The sequence below is a fragment of the Pseudomonas sp. MF6747 genome (assembly GCF_963890955.1).
Classification (GTDB): domain Bacteria; phylum Pseudomonadota; class Gammaproteobacteria; order Pseudomonadales; family Pseudomonadaceae; genus Aquipseudomonas.
Window position 1 is genome coordinate 1 of sequence record NZ_CAWPSZ010000017.1, and the last position, 24,219, is coordinate 24,219.

The following is a 24,219-nucleotide window of genomic DNA, read 5'->3' on the forward strand; positions in this document are numbered from 1 at the left end:
GATGTGTTTGATTACATCGAGATGTTCTACAACGTAAAACGCCGCCATGGTTTCAACAATCAGCTGTCACCGGTAGAGTTTGAAAAGCGTTACGCAATGAGCTTGCAAGGTGTCTAGAGAATCCGGGGCGATTCACTACTGATCTGACACCTATCCCACTTATTCCGGCCTCAGGCAACCGCTAGATTGCACGCTGACTTGATCCACCTATCAGCGAGGCATTCATGAGCATATTTCTGACAGGCGCCAATGGGTATGTCGGGGGCACCGTCGCCCTGCGACTGATCAACGCCGGCTACGCCATTCGAGGCCTGGTGCGCGATGAACAAAAAGCGCGCCAGGTGCAGGCACTGGGCATCGAGCCGGTCATCGGCAACCTCGATGACCTGGCACTGCTGGCCAAGGAAGCGCGCGCCGCCGACGGCGTCATTCACACGGCTGACAGCGACCATCTCGGCGCCGTCCAGACCTTCATCCAGGCGCTGGCAGGCTCGGGCAAACCGTTCCTGCACACCAGCGGCTCCAGCGTGATCGGCGACGATGCCCAGGGTTTAGCCGTCAACCCTGCCGTATTTGATGAAGACAGCACCTTCGTGGTGGCCGCCTCCAAACAACCGCGCCGCGACATAGAGCTCACAGTGCTCGGCGCCGCCGCGCAAAACATTCGCGCGGTGGTGATTTGCCCCAGCAGCATTTATGGCACCGGCACCGGCGTGCACACGCAAAGCGTGCAGATTCCCTGGCTGATCACTCAGGCTCAGGAAAGTGGCGTGGTGCGCGTGGTCGGCACTGGCGTCAATCGCTGGTCCAACGTGCACATCCACGACGTCGCCGAGCTTTACCTGCTGGCCCTGCAAAACGCCCCGGCCGGCGCGTTCTACTTTGTCGAAAACGGCGAGGCGTCGTTCCTTGAGATCGGCCAGGCGCTAGCCCGTCGCCTCAAGCTCGAACCGCTGGGGTTCTGGAGCGTGGAGCAAGCGACCGAACGCTGGGGCTATTTGCACGCGCACTACACCTTCGGCACCAACAGCCGGGTCACGGCCAAACGCGCACGCCAGGAGTTGGGTTGGGCGCCCATCCACGCATCGGTCCTGGAGTGGATTGAACAGGACATGGTGCTATGAGCAAGGTCTGGCTGATTACCGGCAGTGCCAGCGGCATTGGCAAAGGTATTGCGCACGCGGCGCTGGCAGCGGGCGACCAAGTGGTGGCAACCGACCTTGACCTTGCGCGCTTGCATGACGTCTTCGGCGCCTGCGGCGACCAGGTCTTGAGCCTGCATCTGGATATTCGTGACCAGGCCCAGGCACATGCCGCCGTCAGCGCGTGTATCGCGCGCTTTGGCCGCCTCGACGTGCTGGTCAATAACGCCGGGTATGGCCAGTTCGGGCCTTTCGAGGAAATCGACGCCGACGCCGTCGAGCGCCAGTTCGCCACCAACGTACTGGGCACCTTCAACGTGACACGTGCAGCCCTGCCGACCCTGCGTGAGCAGCGCAGCGGGCACATCCTGAACATGTCGTCCAATGGCGGCTTCAAAGGGGTGGCCGGTGCGTCGATGTACTCCGCCAGCAAATTTGCCCTCGAGGGTTTCTCTGAGTCGCTGGCGCAAGAGATCGCCAGCCTCGGTATTCGCCTCACCGTGGTCGAGCCCGGCGCCTTTCGCACCGACTTCCTCGACCCGCGCGCGCTGAAGCTGGCCAGCGGCAGCATTCCCGACTACGACGACTACCGGGCCAACGCGCTGGCCGTGTTCGCCGCGCGCAACCACCAACAGCCCGGCGATCCGGCCCGCCTGGGCAACGCCCTGGTGCGCCTGGTCAATGAGCCGGTGCCGCCGCTGCGGTTTATCGCCGGCGCCGACGCGCTGAGCGTGGTCAACGCCAAGCTGGCCGCGGTCGCCAAGGAAACCGCCGCGTGGCTGGAACTCAGCCTGAGTACCGATTTCCCCACCCATCAGGAGCCAACAGCATGAGCCTGCAAGCATTGAGCGCGCGCCTGGATAACCTCGAAAGCCACATGGCGATTCAACGTCTGATTGCCGAGTACGCACACGCCTTTGATCGTCGCGATGAAGCGTTGCTGCGCAGTATCTGGCATGCAGATGCCGTGCTGGCGTTGGGCGCTGCGTTCGGACACTTCGTGGGTGTCGACGCGATTGTCGACTCCGCTCACCAGAACTGGGCGCACATGCCCCACATGCATCACTGGATGGCCAATACGCTGATCGAGCTGCAGGGCGAAACGGCCACCGCCCAGGCTGCAGTGGATTGCATGGTGTTACACCGTGAGCTGGGGCAGGTGCAAATCAGCGGCCATTACCACGACCGGCTCGAACGTCGGGGTGGGCGTTGGGCCTTTGTCGAGCGCCGATTCGACCTGCACTACCTCACGCCGCTGCCCCACTGGAAGCCGGTGGCCGGTAGCGAGGCGCCTGCCGATACTGCCTCGGCGTAAAGCCGGTCAATGCCTTGAACTGGCGAGTGAACGCGCTGTGGTCGGTGTAGCCGCATTGCAGCGCGACTTCGGTGATCGGCAGTTCGGTATGCAGCAACCGGTGCGCGTGTTCCAGACGCACTTTCTGGATCATCTGCCGTGGCGTCAGGTGGAACACGCGTTTGCAGTAGCGCTCCAGCTGCGCGACGGAAATGCCGGCGATGCGCGTCAGTTCACCGAGGCTGACGCGCCGGTTGAAATGCGTGCGGATGTGCGCGTCGACAGCGGCCAGGCGCTGATACGCCGGGTGCGTTTCGCTGGCTGACTGCAGGTCGACGGAGATGCCCGCCAGGCCGATGATCTGGTTGATATCGCTGTACAGCGGCCATTTGTGCGTCAGGCACCAGCCGGGTTCGCGCGTGCCATACAGGTGCAGTTCCAGCTGATCCTCAAGCACAAACCCCTGTTCCAGCACGCGCCGATCCTGTTCGGTATAGCCCGGCCCCAGTTGCGCGGGGAACACCTGCGCACTGGTCTTGCCCAGCAGCGGTTGCAGCTGCTTGAGGCCGCAGCGCTGCACCAGCGTGTGGTTGGCGAGCACGTAGCGCGCCTCGATGTCCTTGATGAAGATCGCGGCATTGGGGATCACGTCGAACATCGGCAACAGCTGCGCCACCCCGGCCAGTAGCTGCTGCATGTCGTGGGGACGATTGGCCTGAAAAAGGCTCGCTAATGCGCTCGGCAGCATGAACTGGACTCCCCTGTTTTCGAGCAGATTGCCGCATGCCGATGTGACTGTCGAGCGCGGCCAACTGTGCCGAATTCGTCATCCACGCAGGCGCAAAACATCAATCGCCACGCCCTTGATGCGTTCAGGATAGCGCCACTACCTGCCTATCCAATAACTCACAAGAAGGCGCCGCCATGTCTGCTCAAGGCAAGTTCAAGAAACAACTTTCATTGATGGACCTGACCTTCATCGGGCTGGGCGCCATCTTCGGTTCGGGCTGGCTGTTTGCGGCCAGTCACGTCTCGGCCATCGCCGGGCCGGCCGGAATTTTTTCCTGGCTGATCGGTGGGTTCGCCGTGCTGCTGCTGGGCATCGTCTATTGCGAACTCGGCGCTGCCCTGCCCCGTGCCGGCGGGGTGGTGCGTTACCCGGTGTATTCCCACGGCCCGCTGTTGGGCTACCTGATGGGTTTTATCACGCTGATTGCGTTTTCAAGCCTGGTGGCGATTGAAGTGGTTGCCTCGCGCCAATACGCCGCTGCCTGGTTTCCCGGGCTGACCAAGGCCGGCTCCAGCGACCCCACCCCCTTGGGCTGGCTGATGCAATTGGCCCTGCTGTGCCTGTTCTTTGTGCTTAATTACCGCAGTGTGAAGACCTTCGCCATCGCCAATAACCTGGTGAGTGTGTTCAAGTTCATCGTACCGCTGCTGGTGATTGGCGTGCTGTTCACCTTCTTTAAACCGGCGAACTTCCAGGCCCAGGGTTTTGCCCCGTTCGGCCTGTCGGGCATTGAGATGGCGGTGTCGGCCGGCGGCGTGATTTTTGCCTATCTGGGCCTGACGCCGATCATCTCGGTGGCCAGTGAAGTGAAGCACCCGCAACGCACAATCCCGATCGCGTTGATCCTCTCCGTGCTGCTCTCGACGGCGATCTATGTGCTGCTGCAAACCGCGTTCCTCGGCGGCGTGCCCACCGAGATGCTCGCCAACGGTTGGGCGGGGATCAGCAAGGAACTCGCGCTGCCTTATCGCGATATCGCCCTGGCGCTGGGTGTGGGCTGGCTGGCGTACCTGGTGGTGGCGGACGCGGTGATCTCGCCCAGCGGCTGCGGCAATATCTACATGAATGCCACGCCGCGCGTGGTGTATGGCTGGGCGCAGACCGGCACGTTCTTCAAGATCTTCACGCGCATTGACGAGAAATCCGGCATTCCGCGCCCGGCGCTGTGGCTGACCTTTGGCCTGTCGGTGTTCTGGACCCTGCCGTTCCCATCCTGGGAAGCGCTGATCAATGTGGTGTCGGCCGCGCTGATCCTGAGCTACGCCGTCGCCCCGGTGACCGTCGCCGCGCTGCGCCGCAATGCACCGGGCATGCCACGGCCATTTCGGGTCAAGGGCATGGCGGTACTCGGCCCGCTGTCGTTCATCATCGCCGCGCTGATTGTGTACTGGTCCGGCTGGAGCACCGTGTCGTGGCTGCTCGGCCTGCAAATCCTGATGTTTGGGGTGTACCTGCTGTGCGCACGCTGGGTGCCGACCGCACACCTGAACATCAAGCAGCAAGTGCGCTCGTCGGCGTGGCTGATCGGCTTTTACGCGGTGACCCTCCTGCTCTCCAAACTCGGCAGCTTTGGTGGCCTCGGCGTGCTCAGCCACCCGTTTGACACGCTGATCGTCGCGGCCTGCGCCTTGGGCATTTATTACTGGGGCGCGGCCACCGGCGTGCCTGCTCACCTTGTGCGCCTGGAACACGAAGACGACGAAAGCGAAGCCGTCAGCCAACCCCGGCACAGCGCACCCTTGTCCCCGGCCACCCACTGAATGGAGCGTTTTATGAAACGGTTGCACGTGATCGACTCCCATACCGGCGGCGAACCCACGCGCCTGGTGCTGGACGGCTTTCCCTCGTTGACAGGCAGCAGTATCGCCGAGCAACTGCAGAACCTGCGCACCGAGCACGACCGATGGCGCCGCGCCTGCCTGCTGGAACCGCGTGGCAATGATGTACTGGTCGGCGCGCTGTACTGCGAGCCGGTCACTGCGGGTGCGACGTGCGGGGTGATCTTCTTCAACAACACCGGCTACCTCGGCATGTGCGGCCACGGCACCATCGGGCTGGTCGCCTCGTTGCACCACTTGGGCCGCATCGAGCCCGGCGTTCACAGCATCGACACGCCGGTCGGTCCCGTAACGGCCACACTGCACGAAGACGGCGCCGTGACCCTGCGCAACGTGCCCGCCTATCGCCATCGCCACCACGTGGCGGTGGACGTGCCGGGCCATGGCGTGGTCCACGGCGACATTGCCTGGGGCGGCAACTGGTTTTTCCTGGTCTCGCAGCACGGGCAAACGCTTGAGATGGGCAACGTCGATGCCCTCACCGACTACACCTGGACGATGCTCAAGGCTTTGGAAAACCAAGGCATCCACGGCGCCGATGGCGCGCTGATCGACCATGTCGAACTGTTCGCAGACGACGCCAACGCCGACAGCCGCAATTTCGTCATGTGCCCCGGCAAAGCCTACGACCGCTCGCCGTGCGGCACCGGCACCAGCGCCAAGCTCGCGTGCCTGGCCGCCGACGGCAAGCTCGCGCCCGGTGCAACCTGGGTGCAAGCCAGCATCACCGGCAGCCAATTCGAAGGCCGCTATGAATGGGACGGCGAGCGCGTACGCCCCTTTATCACCGGCCGCGCCTACATGACCGCCGACAGCACCCTGCTGATCGACGCGCAGGACCCTTTCGCCTGGGGCATCTGAGCCCCGATTTTTACTGAACGCTGCAAGGAGTTAAAACAATGAGCGACAACATTTTCACCGGTTGCATCCCCGCGCTGATGACCCCGTGCACGCGTGAGCGCAAGCCGGACTTCGACGCCCTGGTGGCCAAGGGGCGCGAACTGATCGATATCGGCATGAGCGCCGTTGTTTACTGCGGCTCCATGGGTGACTGGCCGTTGCTCACCGAAGTCCAGCGCCAGGAAGGTGTGGCGCGCCTGGTGGCTGCCGGTGTGCCGACCATTGTCGGCACGGGCGCGGTGAACAGCCGTGAGGCCGTGGCCCACGCAGCGCACGCGGCCAACGTCGGTGCCCATGGCCTGATGGTGATCCCGCGCGTGCTGTCACGCGGTGCGTCGGCGACCGCGCAAAAGGCGCACTTCTCGGCCATTCTCAATGCCGCGCCAAACCTGCCGGCGGTGATCTACAACAGCCCGTACTACGGCTTTGCCACCCGCGCCGACCTGTTCTTCGAACTGCGCCGCGAACACCCCAACCTCATCGGTTTCAAGGAATTTGGCGGCGCTGCCGACCTGCGTTACGCGGCTGAAAACATCACCTCCCAGGACGATAACGTGACCCTGATGGTCGGCGTCGACACCCAGGTGGTGCACGGCTTCGTCAACTGCAACGCCACCGGCGCCATCACCGGCATCGGCAATGCGCTGCCACGTGAAGTGCTGCACCTGGTGGCCCTGAGCAAGCAAGCCGCCAAAGGTGACGCCAAGGCGCGGCGCCTGGCCCGCGAACTGGAAGCGGCGCTGGGCGTGCTGTCCTCCTTCGACGAAGGCTGCGACCTGGTGCTGTATTACAAACATCTGATGGTGCTTAACGGTGACCACGGTTACGCCCTGCACTTTAATGAAACCGACGTGCTCAGTGATGCGCAGCGCCATTATGCCGAGCACCAATACGCGCTGTTCCGCCAGTGGTACGCCAATTGGTCCGCCGAACAGAACCTCGCCTGAGCCCTTGCGCGCCGCTGTGCTTCTCACAGCGGCCAACCCTCATTTTTCCAGGACGACCCCATGACTCTGACGGGCAAGATGCTGATCGGTCAGCAAGCCATTTCCGGCCATCGCGAAGCGATTCGGGCCATCAACCCCGCCACCGACGCGCCGCTGGAACCGGCTTACGCCGGCGGCGGTCGTGAGCATGTCGAGCAGGCGTGCGCCCTGGCGTGGGCTGCGTTCGACACGTATCGCGAAACCTCGCTGGCCGAGCGCGCCAGCTTTCTGGACGTCATTGCCGACGCTATCGAAGCCCTCGGCGATGAGTTGATCGAACGCGCCATGGCCGAAACGGGCCTGCCGCGCCCGCGCATCCAGGGCGAACGTGGCCGCACCTGCGGGCAGTTGCGTACCTTTGCGCGCACCGTGCGCGCCGGTGAATGGCTGGGCGTGCGTGTGGACACCGCGCAGCCCGAGCGCCAGCCGTTGCCACGTCCAGACCTGCGTCAACGGCAGGTGCCACTGGGCCCGGTGGCCGTGTTTGGCGCGAGCAATTTCCCCTTGGCGTTCTCGGTGGCGGGCGGTGATACCGCCTCGGCCCTGGCGGCCGGCTGCCCGGTAGTCGTCAAGGCACACGGTGCCCATCCCGGCACCAGTGAACTGGTCGGACGCGCGGTGGCCCAGGCGGTGAAGGCCTGCGGTTTGCCCGACGGGGTGTTTTCACTGCTTTACGGCGCAGGCACGGACATCGGCATGGCGCTGGTCGCCAACCCGCACATCAAGGCCGTGGGCTTTACCGGGTCGCGCAACGCTGGTATCGCGTTGACCCAGGCGGCGCAGGCGCGGCCGGAGCCGATCCCGGTGTATGCCGAAATGAGTTCGATCAATCCGGTGTATCTGTTTCCTGCCGCGTTGCAGGCACGTGGCGAAGCGTTGGCGCAGGGTTTTGTCGCGTCGTTGACTCAGGGCGCCGGGCAATTTTGTACCAACCCTGGGTTGGTGATTGCCGTCGCAGGCAGCGCATTGGATGCGTTCATCGCCACCGCAACGCAGTTGCTGCGCGGTTGCGCGGCCCAGACCATGCTGACGCCGGGTATTTTCCACGCCTACCAAACCGGTGTGAGTACGCTGGCCGAACATGCCCGGATTGCGGCAAAAGGTCAGGCGGCCAACGGCCCCAACCAGGGGCAGGCGCACGTGTTCGTCACCCCGGCCCATGATTTTTTGCGCAATCAGCACCTGCAAGCAGAAATCTTCGGCGCCGCATCGCTGGTGGTGGTGTGCGCCAGCGAAGATGAAGTGCGCCAGGTCTCGGAACACTTGGACGGCCAACTGACGGCCACACTCCACTTGGATGATGGCGACGTTGCAAGTGCCAAAGCCTTGCTGCCGGTGCTTGAACGCAAGGCCGGGCGCTTGCTGGTCAACGGCTGGCCCACGGGTGTGGAGGTGTGTGACGCCATGGTCCACGGCGGCCCCTTCCCTGCCACCTCGGACTCACGCAGCACCTCGGTGGGCACGGCGGCAATCCTGCGGTTTTTGCGCCCGGTGTGTTACCAGGACTTCCCCGATGGCTTGTTGCCTCGCGCGCTGCAACAGGGCAACCCGTTGCAGTTAAGGCGTTTGCTCGACGGTCAGAGAGAGGCCTAGGCCATGTCCGACTCCAATACCGCGGACACCGTGGTCATCGGCGCCGGGATAATCGGCGTGGCCTGCGCGTTGCAATTGGCGCGTCAAGGCCGGCGCGTGGTGGTCATCGACCCGCAGCCGCCCGGAATGGGCGCCTCCTATGGCAACGCCGGGCACCTGGCGACCGAGCAGGTGTTTCCGATTGCCGACGTGTCGATCCTCAAGCGCCTGCCGGCGATGCTGATGGACCCCAGGGGCCCGCTAAGCCTGGACTGGAAATACCTGCCGCGCGCCCTGCCCTGGTTTGTGCGCCTGTTGCTGAACCTGCGCCCGGCGAGCTACCGGCGCACGGTCGCAGGTATTCGCGCGCTGAATGAAGCCAGCCTGGCGGCGTGGCAACGGTTGTTGCAGAGCATTGACCGGCCACAGTTGCTGCGCCCAGACGGCTCCTTGCTGGTGTTTGAACGCGCCGCGTCAGCTGAGGCGATCAATGCATTGCGCCTGCGCATGCAGCAGCAAAACGTGGCAGTGGAATTCTGGCCAGGTGAGGCTATACGCCAGGTGGCGCCGCAACTGAGCGAGGCTATCCGAGGCGGCCTGTTTTTCCCCGGCACCGGGCATTTTATTGACCCGTACACCGTGGTCTGCGAACTGGTGAGCGCCGCCAAGGCCAGTGGCGTGCAGTTTGTGCAGCAGCGCGTGCTGGATGGGCGGGTGGATGGCGCCGGCGTGTCGCTGATGACCGATCAAGGCGTCGTCGCCGCGCGCCAGGTATTGATCGCCTGCGGTGCCCATTCGGCCAGACTCACCGCGGCACTCACGGGTAAAACAGTGCCACTGGACACCGAACGCGGCTATCACTTGATGCTGCCAACGGAACAGAACCGCCTGCCGTTTGCCGTCACCTCGTTTGAGCGCAAGTTCATCATGACGTCCATGACCGATGGCTTGCGCCTGGCCGGCACCGTCGAGTTCGCAGGGCTCAAGCGCCCGGCGAATATGCAACGTGCCTGGCAATTGCACCGGCTGAGCCAAGGCTTGTTTCGTCAGGACCTGAACGCGCAGGACGCGACCGCCTGGATGGGATTTCGCCCTTCCCTGCCCGACTCATTGCCGATCATTGATCGGCTGTGCGACGGTAAGGTGCTGCTCGCGTTCGGGCACCAGCATTTGGGCCTGACGCAGGCAGCGGTGACGGCAGAGATCGTGGCGCAACTGGCCGACGCACACCCCTCGCTGTCAGGGCTGCCCACGCTTGCGCCCTACCGACTGGGGCGATTCTGAGCAACGCTGCCGGGTGCGGGCCTCAGTGGCCGGCCCTGGAGGCGTCTGATAAGGCATCCGCCATCTGCTGAATCTCAGCGCGCATCCATACTTTTTCCAGCCAGCCTGCGGGAATGCCCTGGACGCCATAGTGGGCGCCCGCCAACTGGCCCACGATGCCGGCCGTGGTGTCCGCATCGTCACCCAGGTTTGCAGCGGCGAGCACGGCATCGGCAAAGCTGTCGGTGTGGTGAAAGCACCAGAACGCGGCTTCCAGCGAGGCAACCGAATAGCCGGAACCGACAATCTCGCCACGCGACTTGTCACGGTATTCGCCGGCGGCGACAGCCAGCACTTTGGGCGCTGTCAGCGCAGCGTCCGAGACGCGCAATACGTCGTCTTTGGGCATGCCGCTCAAGGCATTGCAAAGCGCCTGCGCGAGTACCACACAGCATTCGATGGCCTCCGGGGCTGCGTGGGTTGTGCGTGAACTGTCGATGGCAAAGGTGCGCACACGTTGCCGGTTCGGGAAGAAGAACAACACCACAGGCGCGAGGCGCATCATCGAGCCATTGCCGGCCGAATACGGGTGCGTAGAACCCGCAAACGGGTCGCCATGCTGCTGGAAAGCCGCCAGGGCCTCGCGCACGGTCATGCCGATATCAAAGCAGTCTCCCGTGGCACTCAAATAGCCCCATTGCCACCAGTTCAGGTACCGGCCCATCTGATCCTTCGCGTCAAAGCCGCCCTTGCTCAGCAGGCTTTCGGCCAGACACAGGGCCATCGATGTGTCGTCGGTCCACTGGCCAGGCTTCAGGCTGAACGGCCCGCCTCCGACCATGTCCGTCACGGCGGCAAATGTGCCGCGGGGCATGAACTCAACCGTGGTGCCGACCGCGTCGCCACAGGCCAGCCCAAGCAAGCTGCCGCGGTAGCGGTCTGGCAGTGTTATAGGCATAGCTACTCCTTGATAAAACGTCGTCCAAATAGAAAATCAACGCGCGCAGCCTACTTGATCAGCCGCTTCTCCTTGGAGGGGCGATAGCCGAAATACGCGCTGTAACATTTGCTGAAATGGCTCGGCGAGACAAAACCGCACGCCACCAGCACGTCCACCTGGGACAGTTCGGTGTGCTGCAACAGGCGCCGCGCCTCGGTTACCCGCAGTTCCATGTAATAGCGCTGCGGCGTGGTACCCAATTGTTCCTTGAACAGCCGTTCCAGCTGACGGCGCGAGCGGCCGGCGTAAACGGCCAATTGGTCGAGTTCCAGCGGTTCTTCAAGGTTGGCGTCCATCAGCTTCACCACTTCACGCAGTGGCGCACTGACGCAGACATTTTCCGTGGGTTTGATGCGTCGGTAACGCGACTCCTCGAACGCCAGAATGTCTTCAATGCCCTCGACCAGCGCCTTGCCGTGCAGGCCCTTGATCCAGTCCAGGGCCATGTGAAACGCGCCCGAGGGGCTGGAGGCCGTCAGGCGGTCACGGTCGATCACGTAGGGTTCGCTGGTCACCTGGGCGGCCTTGGAGACCTCCGCCAGCGCCGGGCGATGTTCCGGGTGAATGGCGCAGCGATAGCCCTGCAGCAGGCCGGCACGGCCGAGAAACCAGGCGCCGTTCCACAACCCGGCAAGGGCGACAGCCTGTTCGGAGGCGCTGCGTAACAAGTGGCTGAATTCGTCATCAGCCTTGAGTTCGGTACGAAAGCCGCCGCACACCACCAACAAGTCCAACTGCGGCAACGCCGACACGTCCAGGCGCGCATCGGGACGGATGACCAGGCCCAGGTCGCTGATGACCTCGCCGTTGCCGCAACCGAACGTACGGGTGGCAAACAGTTCGGGACGCAACAGGTTGGCGGTGATGAGCGTGTCCAGGGTCTGGGTGAATGCGGGCAGGGAGAAGTGTTCGAGCAGCAAAAAACCCACGCGGGTAACCGGCGGCGACTGCTGGGGGGTGTCATTCAGGTAGCGCAGGTTCTTGCCTTGCATGCCACCGCTGAATTGGCGTCTTTCCATCGAGGGTTGGCCCACTCTTATTGTTGATGCAGTGGGCGCTATCTTAGGGGCAAATGCAGACGCTGTCCCCCGGCATTCCCCAGGCGTGGTGCCTGAGCTTGCAGTTGCACCGGCGGCGCTGTTGGACGCCGCCGCGTGCCTGATCTTGAGAAAACAGTGTGCCTTCCAGGCCTGCTACCGGGCAGTCGCGGGGCCATCTGATACGGTTTTTTCTTTGCTATCTGCGTCTGTATCGAAAACGCCTCGAAGCGGACAATGGCGCCATCCCGACATTCCTGTCGTCCCCTTCCCTTCGGAGGCCTTATGACCAAGATGGCACTTTTCCTGTTCGGCTTTTTGGTGTTGACCATCGGCATCGGCTTGCTGGCGACCATCTCGCCCGTGTGATTGCGTCACCGCCTGGGCATCCGCCGCGCTGCGCGCCGCCTGTGTGGCCAGCTCGCTCATGATCAGCGCAGTGGCCGGCCAACCCGTCCATGACTGAGTGGGTCGGCAATACTCGAACAGCGCCCCGACCGCCGCTGCCGCTGGCGCCTCACCTCGTCATAGCGGTCGCCGGCCCGCAGCTGCAACACCTGTGACGTCACCCGGCTCTGTCAACTCGCAAAGAGCATCGGGTACAGCGATACCACCAGCAACCCGGCCATCGACACGTTGAACAGACGCAACCAACGCGGTTCACGCAGCACAGTGCGCAGGCCAGTGCCGCAAACCACCCATACACACACGCTGGGCAAGTTGACCACCGCAAACACCAGGGCAATCACCAACACGTTGGTCACATAACCTTCGGCCGGCGTGTAGGTGGTGATCGCCCCCAACGCCATGATCCACGCCTTGGGATTGACCCATTGAAACGCCGCCGCCCCGAGGAAGGTCATGGGTTTGGCGTGTTCGTTGTTGCTCTCGGGCATGCCGCCCGAGGTTGCAATCTTCCACGCCAGGTACAACAAGTAAGCCGCGCCCACATACCGCAACAGGGTGTAGGCCCATGGAAATACCTTGAACACTTCGCCCAGACCGAGCCCCACCGAAATCACCAACAGCATAAAGCCGATGCTGATGCCCATCGCGTGGGGCATCGACCGGCGAAACCCGAAGTTCACGCCTGAAGCCAGCAGCATCGTGTTGTTGGGGCCGGGTGTGATCGAGGACACGAAGGCAAACAGCACAAAGGCTGAGAGCAGGCTGGTAGACATGAACATGGCGCGGCATCCCGACGGCAGTGGTATGCCTGCGACAGTAATCGGTTGCAGCCCTGGCTGCCCCGTACAGCTAGGGGCGGATCGAGGAATACACTTTGGCTTTGTCGAGAAATTCGCGACAGTGCGCGACGGTCTGCTGCGTGGCCTCCACCATCGGCAAGTGGCCGATGCCTTCAAGAATTTCCAGGCGCGCATGCGGGATCCCCTCAAGCCAGGTTTGCGCGCTGGCAACGGGCACCATGCGGTCCTCCCGGCCCCACAGGATCAGGCTTGGCACGCGTACGTGCGGCAACCAGGGCTCCATGCGCGGGCTGTCGGAGAAGTTCGCGAAAATCTCCGCCAGCTCAGCGCGGCGCTTGATGTAGCTTTGCGCCTCGGCCGCCAATAACACTTCGGGGATGAAAGGCGGTGCCGCCATGGTCATGGCGAAAAACCGGTCGAATTGCTGACGGGTGCGAATCAGAAACGGGTTATCGCCACTATTGACCAACGCTTCAACTTCGTTGGGCTGCGGCAGATTCACGCCCGCGGCGCCAATCAAACCCAGCGACAGCACGCGCTCCGGATAATGAGTGGCCAACCAGCTGGCGACATACGCGCCCATGGAACTGCCAATAACGTGCACTTTGTCGACCTGGCAGGCGTCCAGCAGCGCCACCATGCGCCGCGCCTGGGCCGCAATGCTGTAGTCGCCGCCCGTCACAAAGGCAGTTTTACCGTGGCCGGCCAGATCCGGAATGATCACGCGGTAAGCATCGACAAAGTGCCGCGCAAACCCCAGCCAGACGCCCTTGTCGGCGCTGAAACCGTGCACCAGCAACAGCGCCGGCGCATGCGTGTCGCCCCCCTGATAAGTGGCGAGGGTCATGCCTTTGATCGGTACGTTGAGGGTCTTCAATCGAGACCGCCGCGCTTCTACCCAGGCGATGAGCGCAAACAGCACGTTGCCAACCCGGGGGTAGGTCCACCAGATCCACACGGCCACGATGGCAAGTACGCCGACGATCACAAGCATCAAGGTTTCTCCGGCAGTGACGACTGGATTGCTTTCACTGACCGGTATAGTTGCTCATGTCGCTTGAATCTGCGCTGAACGCATCACAAAAGGCCAAGCCATGAGTGGCGGCACAGCGCGGTGGTTGAGTTGCGGGGACTGAATGACACTGACCGCCGGTCAAGCACAAAACGGTCCCCACTGACGCACCGGGAACCGTTTTTGGCGTGGCTGACAACCTGCGGCCTCAGTTCTGCGGCCGTTGTTTGGTCGAGTCCAGTTCGGCTTTTTTAGCGGTGGAAATTTCAGTGATCTGCGCCGACTTGGCGATGGCCATGTCGAACGTGTCCTGCATGTTGGCGATGGCATCGGTCGCGGTGCCCTTCAGCCCGCCATTGGCCGCCCAGTCGAAGTTCCACACGCCGGACAGGTTATCGGCGCCGGCCACGTCGTGGGTTTCGATGGCGGTGAATACATCGGGGTGTTTTTCCATGTACTTGGCAGCGTCGGAAACGTTCGCTGGCACCTTGCCTGAGGCATTGCTGGCCAGTTGCGACAGCTCCTGCTTGGTGATGGCCGACTTGCCGGTCTGGCGCATGTAATCGGCAATAACCTTGCTGGACTTGGCAATGTTCAACTTGTCGTCGAAAGACGACGGCGAGGACTTAGGCGTGTTCGACCCGCCAGACGCGGGCGTTACGGTAGTAGACATCGGCGCTGCTCCCTCAATGGAACGAATGAAATCGTCGTGCTGACGATACCCCGATGCGGACGTTAGCATGGGCAAAGGGCCATTCCCCATGCTTCACAACATTTCACAACGGCTGGCCGATTTTCGCAGCCTTTGGGCACAGGCCATCAGCGCAAAAGCGCGGCTGCAGATGCTCGTGTCGACACTGCGCAGCACCACAATCGCCGCCGTCCTTAACGCTGCGTTCAGCCCTGACGCACATACGCGAACATGTGCGGCACATAGTCCGCTTTGCCCAGCGGCACGCCGTTATGGCGCAGGATGTTGTAGGCGGTCATCAGGGGAAAATAGAACTGCGGCGTGGCCCAATTGACGGCGTATTCGTTGCCGGTCATCTGGAAGGCGATACCACCGGGGAGTTCAATGGCGATGGATTCATCCGCACGACGCTCAATCACGCTACGGTCAGCGTCGGCGAGCACTGCCAGCGTCTGGTCGATCAGTGCAAGCGCCTCAGCCATTGAGGTCGGGGCCTGCAGCGTCGACAGCGGATGCCCGCTTAGCCGCTCAACCGCCTCGCGCGCCTGGGTGCAGGCGTAGCGAACCTGAGTCGCCAGGGGGTGCATGTCGGGTGCCAGGCGTGAATCGAGAAGAACTTGCGGGTCGAAAGCCAGTGCTGCAGCGTGAGCGTCACCCTTGGAGAGCAGGCCTTTGAGCGAGTTCAGCATCTGGGCGAAGCAGGGAATGGTAATGGTATAGAGCGACATCGTTGCGTCCTTTTCTGAAGTTGAAAAAAATCACATCACGTAGCGACCATGCCGCGTTGCTTGACCAGGCCTTCCAGGGTAAACCGGGCTTGCATCAGCACCACGTCGCGTACCAGTTCCATTTCCTTCTGGTTGACCTCTGCCCACTTCAACGCCTCAAGCAGCTTGGGTTTTTGCACCCGGAATGCCAGGCCTTGGGTGAACAGTGCCATCGAGTGAATCACGGTGCGCTCGTCCTCCACCGCAAAACCGGCCAGGCGCGCGATCAGTTGGCGGATAACCCGGCCAATGCGCGCCTTGAAGCGATCCTCAAACGCTGTTGTCGCGCTTTCTGGACACAGGCCGGCCTGGTGGCGGTCTAGAAACGCACGCCAGGCGGTGGTTTGCGGGCTGTCCTGGATGGTGGAAACCACCGTACCGAGGATACCCAGCGACACGTCGATCAGGGTTTTATCGTCCGAAGCCTGATCGGCCAACGCGCATTCGGCGGCCTCCACGCAAGGCGCCATCTTGCGCCACAGCAGTGCGATCAAGTGCTCGACACACTCCAGATAGATGCCTTCCTTGCCGTCAAAATAGTACTGAATCGCCGGGGCGTTGACGCCCGCGGCCGTGGCGATGTCGCGGGTCGACGCGCCGTCGTAGCCGCGCTCGCCAAATACCACGACCGCCGCGTCGACAATGCGCGCGCGGGTTTCTTCACCACGCTGATAACCACCCTCGGCGGCAGGTTTATGTCGTGCCATGTGCAGCTCCTTTCGAATACCGGACCAAAATATACCAGTTGACAAAAATTCGCGAAAAATAGAATTTATTCCATCTGTTATAAATCTGGAGTGACCCGATGTCCGCTGCACCTCCCTCGCCTCAGGTCATTCCTGAAGACACCGTCAACCGTCAACGCGGCAAGGCTCGACGGATCCTGCTGACCATCGCCACCGTCGCACTTTTGGGTGCTGTAGTTTGGGCCGCCTGGTGGTGGCTCACCGGACGTTTCATCCAGACCACCGACGACGCCTACCTGCAAGCCGACAGCATCAGCGTGGCGCCCAAGATCAGTGGCTACGTCGCCCAAGTGCTGGTCAGCGACAACCAGAACGTAAAGCGCGGCGACGTGCTGGTGCGCCTGGATGCGCGCAAATACCAGGCCGTCAGCGATGAAGCCTCGGCCACAATCGCCGCGCGCACGGCCGATTACGCCAAGGCCCAGGCCGACCTGGTGCAGCAGGACTCGACCATTGCCGAAGCGCGCGCGCAGTTGCAAGGCGCCGAGGCCGATGCGAAACACGCGCAGGCCGAAGTCGCGCGCTATGCCCCGCTGGCGCGTTCAGGTGCCGAGCCCGAAGAGCGCCTGGCGCAGCTCAATAACCAATTGGCCCAGGCCCGCAGCACCGTGGCAGCCAAACAGGCCGCCTTGCGTTCCAGTCAGACCCGCTATGGCACGCTTGAAGCGCAGCTCAAACAAGCCCAGGCGCAACTCGGCGTGGCCAAGGCCAGCGAGGCGCAGAGCCAGCTGGACGTGGATGACGCAGTGATTCGCAGCCCGCTGGACGGGCGCGTGGCCGACCGCGGCGTACGTGTCGGTCAATATGTGCAGCCCGGCACCCGCTTGCTGACCGTGGTGCCGATCAGCGCGATTTATCTGACCGCCAACTATAAGGAAACCCAGATCGGCGACATGCGCCCCGGCCAATCCGTCAGCGTGCACGTGGACGCGCTGCCGGGGCGTGATCTGCAGGGCCATATCGACAGCCTGTCCCCAGGCACCGGCGCGCAGTTCGCGCTGCTGCCGCCGTCGAATGCCACCGGCAACTTCACCAAAATCGTGCAGCGCGTACCCGTGCGCATCTCGCTGGACATACCCGATGAGGTGCGCGAGGCGTTGATGCCTGGCCTGTCGGCAACCGTTGACGTCGACACGCGCACACCTGCCGCGGACGCCAATCATGGCTGAAGCGCTGATGGCCGAGGTGGCCGCAGAAAAACCACGCAACGCCTCGCTGACCGACTGGATCGCCGTGGCTGCCGGCGCACTCGGCGCCTTGCTGGCGACGCTGGACGTGTCGATCACCAACTCGGCGCTGCCGCAGATTCAGGGGCAAATCGGCGCAACCGGCACCGAAGGCACGTGGATCGCCACGGGCTATCTGATGTCGGAAATCGTCATGATCCCTCTCGCCGCCTGGCTGACCCGCGTGTTCGGCCTGCGCCGGTTCCTGATCGGCACGGCCTTGATGTTTACGGCGTTTTCGATGTTCTGTGGCCTGTCCTCCAGCCTCGGCGCGATGATCGCCGGGCGCATCGGCCAGGGGTTCGCCGGCGGCGCGATGATTCCCACCGCGCAAACCATCGTGCGCACGCGACTGCCGCCGCACCAACTGGCCATCGGCACCACGATGTTTGGCATGACCGTGATCCTCGGCCCCTTGCTTGGCCCGGTCATCGGCGGCTGGCTCACGGAAAACATCAACTGGCGGTGGTGCTTCTTTCTTAATCTGCCCATCAGCATCGCTCTGATCACGCTGCTGATCACCGGCCTGCCAAGCGAGCGCATGAACCTGCAACGCTTCATCAGTGCCGACTGGTTGGGCATCCTCGGCCTGGCCATGGGCCTGAGTTCGCTGACGGTGGTACTGGAAGAAGGCCAGCGTGAGCATTGGTTCGACTCGCTGCTGATTACGTGGCTGAGCATCGCCACGGTGATCGGCTTTTCCCTGATTGCGGTCGGGCAGTTGCGCTCGAGTACGCCGATCGTGCGACTGCAACTGGTGCTGAACAAAAGCTTTGGCAGCGTGCTGTTGATCGGTACCGCCGTGGGCGCCGGGATTTATGGCACGGCGTATCTGGTGCCGCAGTTCCTGGGCATCCTCTCGGGCTACAACGCGCAGCAGTCCGGCGCGATCATGTTGCTGTCGGGGATACCGGCGTTTTTGCTGATGCCCATTTTGCCGCGCATGCTCGGCCGTTATGACCTGCGCTGGATGGTCGGTGCCGGCCTGTTGCTGTATTGGGCCAGCTGCTTTGTCGACACCCAACTCACCGCCGAGAGTGTCGGGCACGACTTTGTCTGGTCGCAGCTATTGCGTGGTTTTGGGCAGATTCTGGTGATGATGCCGCTCAGCCAACTGTCGATGCGCTCGGTCGAGACCCGTGACGCCGGGGACGCCGCCGGGCTTTACAACATGTCGCGCAACCTGGGCGGCACCATCGGCCTGGCCTTGCTCGGCGTGCTGATGGACCGGCGCAGCCACTTTCATGACGACAGGCTGCGCGAAGGCATCCAGGCCAACAGCCAGTTGGCGCAGGACCACATGGCGAGCCACACCGCCAGCTACCTCGCGCAAACCGGCGATGCCTCAACGTCGCAGGCGCAGGCGTTCGCACAACTTGCCAATGACATTGCGCAACAAGCCTCGGTGATGGCCTACAACGACTCGTTTTATGTACTGGGACTCGCGATGCTGGCGTGCCTGCCCCTGATCTTCATCCTGAAAAAGCGCACGGTACAACGATGATTCCTCGCACCCTTCCCCTCTTGCTGACCGTCGGCCTGTTGTCGGCCTGCACCGTCGGCCCGGACTACCACGGTGCCCCCGACGTCGCGCCAAAGACCCTGGCGGCCGGGCACCTGCCGCACGCTGACAGCGCATCGGCAAGCACTCCTGGTGTCGCGCAGTGGTGGCGAACCCTGGGCGACGCGCAATTGAACCAGCTGGTGGAGCAAGCCCTGCAAAACAGCCCGGACATTGCCACGGCCCAGGCGCGCCTCAAGCAGTCCCGCGCAAGCCTCAGCGGCGCGCAAGCCAACGCAATGCCCAAGGTCACCGGGGACGCCGCGATGCTCAAACTGCGCTCCCCGGACACCTCCGCGCTGGGTGGCAGCAATGGCGGTGGCCGAGGCCCGTTGAGCCTGTACCTCGCCGGTTTCGATGCCAGCTGGGAGGCCGATCTGTTTGGCGGCACACGCCGTGCAGTCGAAGCCGCCCAGGCAGAGGCCGACGCCTCCCAGGCCCGGTTGGCTGACGCCCAAGTGCAACTGGCTGCCGAAACAGTGCAGGCCTACACCGACCTGCGCGACCAGCAAGCACGCCTGGCACTGGTCGACGCCAGCGTCGGCATCGAAAACCAGGCCCTGGACCTCACCCAGCAACGGCGCGAACGCGGCGTGGCCTCGCAACTGCAGCTGGAGCAGGTGCTGACACAGGCCCAAAACACCCAGGCCCAACGCCTGCCGCTGCAAGCCGCTATCGTCGAATCGCTCGACCAGCTCGGCCTGCTCTGCGGCCTGGAACCCGGCGAGCTGGACAGCCAACTGGCCGCCGCGCGGCCCCTGCCCGCTATCCCGGAGGCGGTGCCGGTCGCCGACCCGGCCGCACTCTTGAAGGCCCGCCCGGACATCCGCATCGCTGAACGCCAACTGGCATCGAGCAATGCCCAGATTGGCGAGAAGACCGCAGACTGGTTTCCCAAACTGAGCTTGATGGGCGACCTGTCGTTCTCGGCCGGTGACCCGGGGCACCTTGCACGCAAGGACAACGGCACTTGGTTGATCCTGCCTCGGATCACCTGGAACGCGCTGGATTTCGGCCGCGTTGCCGCCAGCGTCAAAGGTGCAGAGGCTGGACGAGACGAAGCCCTGGCCAACTATAAAAGCGTGGTGTTGAGTGCATTGCGCGATGCCGACGTGGCGTTGGCGCGTTACGGGCACCAGCGCCAGAACGTGCTGCTGTTGCGCTCGGTGGAATCTTCCGCAGTGCGTGCCGCCGACCTGACGCGTCAGCGTTACCGTGCAGGCACCGCCAGTACGCTGGATTGGCTGGATGCGGAGCGCACGCGCTATCAGGCGCAAGAAAGCCGAATCTCCGCGGACGCAGAGTTGCTGAAGGATTTTGCGTCGCTGCACAAAGCGCTCGGGCTTGGATGGACACGGTGAGCAGGCGATTGGCGGCAAATCAACTACCATGAGCCTTCCTTCATGGCTACCGGCTTGCATCCGATGAGAGACTTACCGCCCACCGCCACCTTGCGCGCCTTTGAGGTTGCCACGCGGCACGCTACCTTCACCTCGGCTTCGCAGGAGCTGCATGTCACCCAAAGTGCTGTCAGCCATCAGTTAAAACACCTTGAAGCGATTTGGGGTTTGGAGCTTTTTCAGCGCGGCAAGTCGCTGACGTTGACACCCGCCGGCGCCGCGCTAGCGCCGATCGTGCGTGAGTTTTTCATGAACCTGCAAGCCACCCTGGCTGACCTTCGGGAACACAAAGGCCGGGTGCGCCTCAGGGTCAGCACCACTTACTCCTTTGCGCTCAAATGGCTGCTTCCCAGGTTGCCGAGTCTGTCGCAGCAGCACCCGGAAATTCTGATCACGCTGGAGACCAGCGACAAAGCCATCACGTTTTCCAGCAGTGAGTCTGACGTGGCGATCCGCCTGGGCAATGGTAATTATCCGGGCCTGCATTCGGAGTTTCTGCTCAGGGAACAGATTTTCCCCGTGGCCAGCCCCGATCTCCTGCACCGCTTTGGCCTGCCACAGACGCCTGCGCAGTTATTGCGTTACCCATTGCTGACGCGCGATGGCGCAGACCTGGTGCCGAAGTGGGAGGCCTGGTTCCAGCATGTCGGCACGGGCATCGCGGCGCTCAAGGAAAGTGTGCGCTTTGCAGACACCAATATGACCATCGAGGCTGCGCTGTTGGGCCAGGGCGTCGCGCTTGCCCGCAGCGGGCATGTCGAAGCGCAGATCCGCGACGGCAGTTTGGCCAGGCTGTTTGATGTGCCGTTCGACTCCCCGGTGGCCTACTACTTTGTCTGCCCAAAAGGCATCGAATCACAGCCCCACGTCGTCAGTTTTCGTCACTGGCTGATGGAAGCGTCACAGCAGGCACAACTGAGCTATCGCTAAAGCATGAGCGTTTGCTCATGCCTGGATGAGAGGACTTCGCTTTAGTGCAGGCGCGCCGTTGCTTAGGATGGCGCATGCCTTTTCATATTGTTTTGCTGATTCTGTTCGCCGCCCTCCTGCACGCCAGCTGGAACGCGCTGCTGCGCGGCGGCGCCGACAGGTTGTGGTCAATGACGGTGATGTGCCTGGCGGTGGCCACTGCCAGCGCGCTCATCGCGCCGTTTGTGACGCCGCCCGCGCGGGCCAGTTGGTGCTACGCCGGCCTCTCGGCGGTGCTGCATGTGGGCTATAACCTGTTTCTGGTTCGCAGCTACAAGGTTGGCGACCTGGGGCAAACCTACCCGATTTCCCGCGGTTCCTCGCCTATCCTGATCGCCCTCAGCGCTGCGTTTTTTGTCGGGGAAGCAGTCACCGGCGTGGCGCTGCTGGGCATTGCGCTGGTGTCTGGCGGCATCGTTTCCCTGGCGTTCAACAACCGCAGGCTTGCCGTTCCCAGCCTGCCGTACGCATTAGGCACTGGGATTTTTATTGCGGCTTACAGCGTGACCGACGGTATTGGCGCACGGCTGTCTGGCGCGCCTTTGGCGTATACCGTGTGGATGTGCGCGTTGTGGGGCGTGTTGATGCCTATGGTCTATATCGGTTTACGTGGGACGCGCAGTTTGTTCAGCTGGCGACCCGGTGTCGCGACAGCCTTGGGCGGCGGGCTGGTCTCGCTGCTGGCCTACGCGATCATTATCTACGCGATGTCCTATGCGCCCATGGGCGCGGTGTCTGCATTGCGCGAAACCAGCGTGTTGTTTGCCGCGCTGATCGGTTATTGGTTTCTCGGCGAGGCCTTCACGCTGCGCAAGTTTCTGGCCTGCGCAGTGATTGCGCTCGGCGCTGTACTTATCGGCTGAGGCCGTCCATGGCTGTTACACAGTGAGGTTTACGCGTTATGAGCACCCTTCCCCAGGCCCCTGTCATCCTGGTTACCGGTGGCAGCCGCGGCGTCGGTGCAGCCACCGCGCGACTGGCCGCCGCACGCGGCTACGATGTCGCGATCAGCTACGTGTCCGACGAGGCCGCCGCCCTGGCCGTGGCGAATGACGTGAGAGCCGCCGGACGGCGAGCGCTGGCGGTACGCGCCGATAGCGCAGAGCCAGAGCAGGTCGCGGCGTTATTCGCCGCGATTGACCGCGAGTTCGGCCGTGTCGACGTGTTGGTCAACAACGCGGGCATACTCGGACCACAATCGCGCCTCGAAGACCTCGACTTTGCACGCATGCAGCGCATCTTCGCGGTCAATGCCATCGGCCCGATGCTGTGCGCGCAACAAGCGGTCAAACGCATGTCCCATCGCCATAACGGCCGCGGCGGCGTCGTTATCAATGTGTCCTCGGGCGCGGCCCGGCTCGGCAGTCCGAACGAATATATCGACTACGCTGCCTCAAAAGGCGCCCTGGAGACGTTCACCATCGGCTTCGCCAAAGAAGTGGCGCGAGACGGCATCCGCGTCAACTGCATCCGCCCCGGCCATATCTACACCGACATGCACGCAAGCGGCGGAGAGCCGGGTCGGGTGGATCGGGTCAAGGACTCGATCCCCATGGGCCGCGGCGGACAACCCGAAGAAGTTGCGCGGGCTATCCTGTGGCTGGCGAGCGATGAAGCGTCGTTCATTACCGGGACGTTTCTTGACGTCACCGGGGGCAAGTAAGGGCAGGACGCACGGTTGTTTTGAGGCATTTGGGTAATCCCCCCAGACCTGGCTGAGAGTGGGATGGGGGTTAATGGATTGGACTTCAAGCAACATCAGGTAGGCAGGCAGATGGAAGAATTGATGCAGGGGCTCGACGGGCTCAGGACTGCGCAGCAAGAACTGTTTTATGACCTTGAAGATGCGGCCGCTGTTATCGGCTGGTCAGTGGTTGAACTGACGGCCATGGCCGGCACTGGCAGGACGCCGGCCGAAGCGATGGCGTTGATGAAAATATGTGCGTTGCTGACGGCTCAGCAGGGGAAAATTGGCCTGTATGCAGATGAGGTCAAAGCGCAGCGCATCACCAGGTCCGAGGTCGGGGCTTGATCGGTGCTCAACGCGCAGGAACCGGCCCATCAGTCGAGGATGACATCGCCGCCCTCGGCCTTTAAACGAGAGAGGTTGTCCTTCATCTGCTGCAACCGCTCCGGCGAATGCCCTTGCCACTGGGTCACTTCGGCAACGACCCGCAGTGGCTCGCAGGAGCGATAGGACAGCGTCGGATTGCCGGGAAACTTCTTATCCGTCACGTTGGGGTCGTCCACGATCGGGCCCGTGGGCTCTACGACATAAATGCGCTCGCGCTCATGACCTAGCGCCAGTTCGGCGCCCCAGATAGCGGCGTCCAGCGTGCCCGCAAAATAAACCCAGGACAGCGCTCGCCCTTCGGTGAAATTGGACGGATAACCGACGCGGATCATGTCTGCGGGCTTGAGGTCAGCGCGAGTGCCGTGAAAGTACTGTCGTATAAACATGCCGGCGGCGTTTGACATGGGCTTGTTACTCCAAGAATGCGTAGTGCCAGGCCGCCTGTCTGCAGCGCAAGGCATGCCCTTCTTGTAACTGACTGTCGAACCCCTAGGCAACCTTACGAGGGCAGGCGAGCCCCCTGCCGTCAGCCTTGCAATGCAGGTAATCGCGCCACAGCCTGAACGCCCGTTGCTGCCTGGCAAATGCCGCTTGCCACTCTTCGCCGCCGATTTGCTCGACGGGCGTCGCCATCATCTGCTCCGTTGCAAGGTCCAGTTCTTCTACGAGCTGACGCCCGTTAGGCATATCCAAAATTAGAGATCGCATAGCTACCTGTCTTATTTGTTCTGTAGATCGACCTC

At 62.8% G+C, this 24,219-nt stretch carries 26 protein-coding genes; 16 read left to right on the top strand and 10 right to left on the bottom strand.

Going from position 1 to position 24,219, the window contains the following annotated elements:
• The 4 genes from AACW30_RS17220 to AACW30_RS17235 form a co-directional block, all read left to right on the top strand.
• A partial coding sequence (locus AACW30_RS17220; RefSeq protein ID WP_200625460.1) for an IS3 family transposase occupies positions 1–117 on the top strand: 117 nt, incomplete at its 5' end.
• A gap of 107 nt (positions 118–224) precedes the next feature.
• On the top strand, positions 225–1,124 hold the full coding sequence (locus tag AACW30_RS17225; protein WP_200625461.1) for an NAD-dependent epimerase/dehydratase family protein: 900 nt from the start codon (positions 225–227) through the stop codon (positions 1,122–1,124).
• Positions 1,121–1,975 (top strand): SDR family NAD(P)-dependent oxidoreductase, encoded by an 855-nt coding sequence (locus AACW30_RS17230; protein ID WP_200625462.1) that lies wholly within the window; start codon positions 1,121–1,123, stop codon positions 1,973–1,975. The genes AACW30_RS17225 and AACW30_RS17230 overlap by 4 nt, the downstream gene beginning before the upstream one ends.
• Entirely contained in the window at positions 1,972–2,457 is a 486-nt protein-coding gene (locus tag AACW30_RS17235; protein WP_169366847.1) for a nuclear transport factor 2 family protein, read from the top strand. Before AACW30_RS17230 ends, AACW30_RS17235 begins: the two co-directional genes overlap by 4 nt.
• On the opposite strand, the gene AACW30_RS17240 is transcribed toward AACW30_RS17235, so the two are convergent.
• A complete protein-coding gene (locus AACW30_RS17240; RefSeq protein ID WP_200625463.1) occupies positions 2,390–3,184 on the bottom strand; it encodes an AraC family transcriptional regulator in 795 nt (264 codons plus the stop codon). The genes AACW30_RS17235 and AACW30_RS17240 overlap by 68 nt on opposite strands.
• Positions 3,185–3,360: 176 nt before the next feature.
• On the opposite strand from AACW30_RS17240, the gene AACW30_RS17245 reads away from it, so the two are divergent.
• The 5 genes from AACW30_RS17245 to AACW30_RS17265 are packed head-to-tail and all read left to right on the top strand — an operon-like array spanning position 3,361 to position 9,806.
• Positions 3,361–4,986 carry an APC family permease gene (locus AACW30_RS17245; protein ID WP_200625464.1) on the top strand — a complete coding sequence of 542 codons (1,626 nt, stop codon included), beginning with the start codon at positions 3,361–3,363 and terminating at the stop codon, positions 4,984–4,986.
• 12 nt (positions 4,987–4,998) lie between these two features.
• Entirely contained in the window at positions 4,999–5,925 is a 927-nt protein-coding gene (locus AACW30_RS17250; protein ID WP_200625465.1) for a 4-hydroxyproline epimerase, read from the top strand.
• A gap of 38 nt (positions 5,926–5,963) precedes the next feature.
• Positions 5,964–6,911, top strand: coding sequence for a dihydrodipicolinate synthase family protein (locus AACW30_RS17255; protein ID WP_200625466.1), 948 nt, complete (start codon positions 5,964–5,966; stop codon positions 6,909–6,911).
• Positions 6,912–6,971: 60 nt separating this feature from the next.
• A complete protein-coding gene (locus AACW30_RS17260) occupies positions 6,972–8,543 on the top strand; it encodes an aldehyde dehydrogenase (NADP(+)) (RefSeq protein ID WP_200625467.1) in 1,572 nt (523 codons plus the stop codon).
• Positions 8,544–8,546: 3 nt separating this feature from the next.
• On the top strand, positions 8,547–9,806 hold the full coding sequence (locus tag AACW30_RS17265) for an NAD(P)/FAD-dependent oxidoreductase (RefSeq protein ID WP_200625468.1): 1,260 nt from the start codon (positions 8,547–8,549) through the stop codon (positions 9,804–9,806).
• A gap of 22 nt (positions 9,807–9,828) precedes the next feature.
• Here the strand turns inward: AACW30_RS17265 and AACW30_RS17270 are convergent, their stop codons facing one another.
• The 7 genes from AACW30_RS17270 to AACW30_RS17300 form a co-directional block, all read right to left on the bottom strand.
• Positions 9,829–10,743: an ADP-ribosylglycohydrolase family protein gene (locus tag AACW30_RS17270; protein ID WP_200625469.1), complete on the bottom strand. Its 915-nt coding sequence runs from the start codon at positions 10,741–10,743 to the stop codon at positions 9,829–9,831.
• A gap of 50 nt (positions 10,744–10,793) precedes the next feature.
• The gene (locus AACW30_RS17275; protein ID WP_200625510.1) at positions 10,794–11,777 is read right to left on the bottom strand and encodes a GlxA family transcriptional regulator; all 984 of its coding nucleotides are present in this window, start codon (positions 11,775–11,777) and stop codon (positions 10,794–10,796) included.
• A 623-nt stretch (positions 11,778–12,400) separates the two neighbouring features.
• Positions 12,401–13,009: a LysE family translocator gene (locus tag AACW30_RS17280; RefSeq protein ID WP_119740197.1), complete on the bottom strand. Its 609-nt coding sequence runs from the start codon at positions 13,007–13,009 to the stop codon at positions 12,401–12,403.
• 70 nt (positions 13,010–13,079) lie between these two features.
• The gene (locus tag AACW30_RS17285; RefSeq protein ID WP_179608194.1) at positions 13,080–14,024 is read right to left on the bottom strand and encodes an alpha/beta fold hydrolase; all 945 of its coding nucleotides are present in this window, start codon (positions 14,022–14,024) and stop codon (positions 13,080–13,082) included.
• Between the two features lie 226 nt (positions 14,025–14,250).
• Entirely contained in the window at positions 14,251–14,715 is a 465-nt protein-coding gene (locus AACW30_RS17290) for a hypothetical protein (protein ID WP_106579097.1), read from the bottom strand.
• A 224-nt stretch (positions 14,716–14,939) separates the two neighbouring features.
• The gene (locus AACW30_RS17295; protein ID WP_200625470.1) at positions 14,940–15,461 is read right to left on the bottom strand and encodes a DUF1993 domain-containing protein; all 522 of its coding nucleotides are present in this window, start codon (positions 15,459–15,461) and stop codon (positions 14,940–14,942) included.
• A 35-nt stretch (positions 15,462–15,496) separates the two neighbouring features.
• The gene (locus AACW30_RS17300; RefSeq protein WP_169366855.1) at positions 15,497–16,207 is read right to left on the bottom strand and encodes a CerR family C-terminal domain-containing protein; all 711 of its coding nucleotides are present in this window, start codon (positions 16,205–16,207) and stop codon (positions 15,497–15,499) included.
• A gap of 98 nt (positions 16,208–16,305) precedes the next feature.
• Here AACW30_RS17300 and AACW30_RS17305 point away from each other — a divergent pair, with 98 nt between their 5' ends.
• The 7 genes from AACW30_RS17305 (at position 16,306) to AACW30_RS17335 (ending at position 23,434) form a co-directional block, all read left to right on the top strand.
• Entirely contained in the window at positions 16,306–17,415 is a 1,110-nt protein-coding gene (locus tag AACW30_RS17305) for an HlyD family secretion protein (protein WP_200625471.1), read from the top strand.
• On the top strand, positions 17,408–18,976 hold the full coding sequence (locus tag AACW30_RS17310) for a DHA2 family efflux MFS transporter permease subunit (protein WP_200625472.1): 1,569 nt from the start codon (positions 17,408–17,410) through the stop codon (positions 18,974–18,976). Before AACW30_RS17305 ends, AACW30_RS17310 begins: the two co-directional genes overlap by 8 nt.
• The gene (locus tag AACW30_RS17315) at positions 18,973–20,394 is read left to right on the top strand and encodes an efflux transporter outer membrane subunit (protein WP_179608204.1); all 1,422 of its coding nucleotides are present in this window, start codon (positions 18,973–18,975) and stop codon (positions 20,392–20,394) included. The genes AACW30_RS17310 and AACW30_RS17315 overlap by 4 nt, the downstream gene beginning before the upstream one ends.
• A gap of 63 nt (positions 20,395–20,457) precedes the next feature.
• Positions 20,458–21,363 carry a transcriptional regulator GcvA gene (gene gcvA, locus AACW30_RS17320; protein ID WP_200625511.1) on the top strand — a complete coding sequence of 302 codons (906 nt, stop codon included), beginning with the start codon at positions 20,458–20,460 and terminating at the stop codon, positions 21,361–21,363.
• A gap of 74 nt (positions 21,364–21,437) precedes the next feature.
• A complete protein-coding gene (locus AACW30_RS17325) occupies positions 21,438–22,265 on the top strand; it encodes a DMT family transporter (RefSeq protein WP_200625473.1) in 828 nt (275 codons plus the stop codon).
• A gap of 38 nt (positions 22,266–22,303) precedes the next feature.
• Complete coding sequence (locus tag AACW30_RS17330) at positions 22,304–23,065, top strand: SDR family oxidoreductase (RefSeq protein WP_200625474.1); 762 nt, start codon at positions 22,304–22,306, stop codon at positions 23,063–23,065.
• Positions 23,066–23,176: 111 nt separating this feature from the next.
• On the top strand, positions 23,177–23,434 hold the full coding sequence (locus tag AACW30_RS17335; RefSeq protein ID WP_200625475.1) for a hypothetical protein: 258 nt from the start codon (positions 23,177–23,179) through the stop codon (positions 23,432–23,434).
• Between the two features lie 29 nt (positions 23,435–23,463).
• Here the strand turns inward: AACW30_RS17335 and arr are convergent, their stop codons facing one another.
• The gene (gene arr, locus AACW30_RS17340) at positions 23,464–23,880 is read right to left on the bottom strand and encodes an NAD(+)--rifampin ADP-ribosyltransferase (RefSeq protein ID WP_200625476.1); all 417 of its coding nucleotides are present in this window, start codon (positions 23,878–23,880) and stop codon (positions 23,464–23,466) included.
• A gap of 85 nt (positions 23,881–23,965) precedes the next feature.
• Positions 23,966–24,184, bottom strand: coding sequence for a hypothetical protein (locus AACW30_RS17345; RefSeq protein WP_106579088.1), 219 nt, complete (start codon positions 24,182–24,184; stop codon positions 23,966–23,968).
• Positions 24,185–24,219 lie beyond the last annotated feature (35 nt).

What these genes read in the sequence shown, in the direction of transcription:
- AACW30_RS17225 (WP_200625461.1), top strand. Translation starts at nt 225, where the DNA reads ATGAGCATATTTCTGACAGGCGCCAATGGGTATGTCGGGGGCACCGTC.
- AACW30_RS17230 (WP_200625462.1), top strand. Translation starts at nt 1,121, where the DNA reads ATGAGCAAGGTCTGGCTGATTACCGGCAGTGCCAGCGGCATTGGCAAA.
- AACW30_RS17235 (WP_169366847.1), top strand. Translation starts at nt 1,972, where the DNA reads ATGAGCCTGCAAGCATTGAGCGCGCGCCTGGATAACCTCGAAAGCCAC.
- AACW30_RS17240 (WP_200625463.1), bottom strand. Translation starts at nt 3,184, where the DNA reads ATGCTGCCGAGCGCATTAGCGAGCCTTTTTCAGGCCAATCGTCCCCAC.
- AACW30_RS17245 (WP_200625464.1), top strand. Translation starts at nt 3,361, where the DNA reads ATGTCTGCTCAAGGCAAGTTCAAGAAACAACTTTCATTGATGGACCTG.
- AACW30_RS17250 (WP_200625465.1), top strand. Translation starts at nt 4,999, where the DNA reads ATGAAACGGTTGCACGTGATCGACTCCCATACCGGCGGCGAACCCACG.
- AACW30_RS17255 (WP_200625466.1), top strand. Translation starts at nt 5,964, where the DNA reads ATGAGCGACAACATTTTCACCGGTTGCATCCCCGCGCTGATGACCCCG.
- AACW30_RS17260 (WP_200625467.1), top strand. Translation starts at nt 6,972, where the DNA reads ATGACTCTGACGGGCAAGATGCTGATCGGTCAGCAAGCCATTTCCGGC.
- AACW30_RS17265 (WP_200625468.1), top strand. Translation starts at nt 8,547, where the DNA reads ATGTCCGACTCCAATACCGCGGACACCGTGGTCATCGGCGCCGGGATA.
- AACW30_RS17270 (WP_200625469.1), bottom strand. Translation starts at nt 10,743, where the DNA reads ATGCCTATAACACTGCCAGACCGCTACCGCGGCAGCTTGCTTGGGCTG.
- AACW30_RS17275 (WP_200625510.1), bottom strand. Translation starts at nt 11,777, where the DNA reads ATGCAAGGCAAGAACCTGCGCTACCTGAATGACACCCCCCAGCAGTCG.
- AACW30_RS17280 (WP_119740197.1), bottom strand. Translation starts at nt 13,009, where the DNA reads ATGTTCATGTCTACCAGCCTGCTCTCAGCCTTTGTGCTGTTTGCCTTC.
- AACW30_RS17285 (WP_179608194.1), bottom strand. Translation starts at nt 14,024, where the DNA reads ATGCTTGTGATCGTCGGCGTACTTGCCATCGTGGCCGTGTGGATCTGG.
- AACW30_RS17290 (WP_106579097.1), bottom strand. Translation starts at nt 14,715, where the DNA reads ATGTCTACTACCGTAACGCCCGCGTCTGGCGGGTCGAACACGCCTAAG.
- AACW30_RS17295 (WP_200625470.1), bottom strand. Translation starts at nt 15,461, where the DNA reads ATGTCGCTCTATACCATTACCATTCCCTGCTTCGCCCAGATGCTGAAC.
- AACW30_RS17300 (WP_169366855.1), bottom strand. Translation starts at nt 16,207, where the DNA reads ATGGCACGACATAAACCTGCCGCCGAGGGTGGTTATCAGCGTGGTGAA.
- AACW30_RS17305 (WP_200625471.1), top strand. Translation starts at nt 16,306, where the DNA reads ATGTCCGCTGCACCTCCCTCGCCTCAGGTCATTCCTGAAGACACCGTC.
- AACW30_RS17310 (WP_200625472.1), top strand. Translation starts at nt 17,408, where the DNA reads ATGGCTGAAGCGCTGATGGCCGAGGTGGCCGCAGAAAAACCACGCAAC.
- AACW30_RS17315 (WP_179608204.1), top strand. Translation starts at nt 18,973, where the DNA reads ATGATTCCTCGCACCCTTCCCCTCTTGCTGACCGTCGGCCTGTTGTCG.
- gcvA (WP_200625511.1), top strand. Translation starts at nt 20,458, where the DNA reads ATGAGAGACTTACCGCCCACCGCCACCTTGCGCGCCTTTGAGGTTGCC.
- AACW30_RS17325 (WP_200625473.1), top strand. Translation starts at nt 21,438, where the DNA reads ATGCCTTTTCATATTGTTTTGCTGATTCTGTTCGCCGCCCTCCTGCAC.
- AACW30_RS17330 (WP_200625474.1), top strand. Translation starts at nt 22,304, where the DNA reads ATGAGCACCCTTCCCCAGGCCCCTGTCATCCTGGTTACCGGTGGCAGC.
- AACW30_RS17335 (WP_200625475.1), top strand. Translation starts at nt 23,177, where the DNA reads ATGGAAGAATTGATGCAGGGGCTCGACGGGCTCAGGACTGCGCAGCAA.
- arr (WP_200625476.1), bottom strand. Translation starts at nt 23,880, where the DNA reads ATGTCAAACGCCGCCGGCATGTTTATACGACAGTACTTTCACGGCACT.
- AACW30_RS17345 (WP_106579088.1), bottom strand. Translation starts at nt 24,184, where the DNA reads ATGCGATCTCTAATTTTGGATATGCCTAACGGGCGTCAGCTCGTAGAA.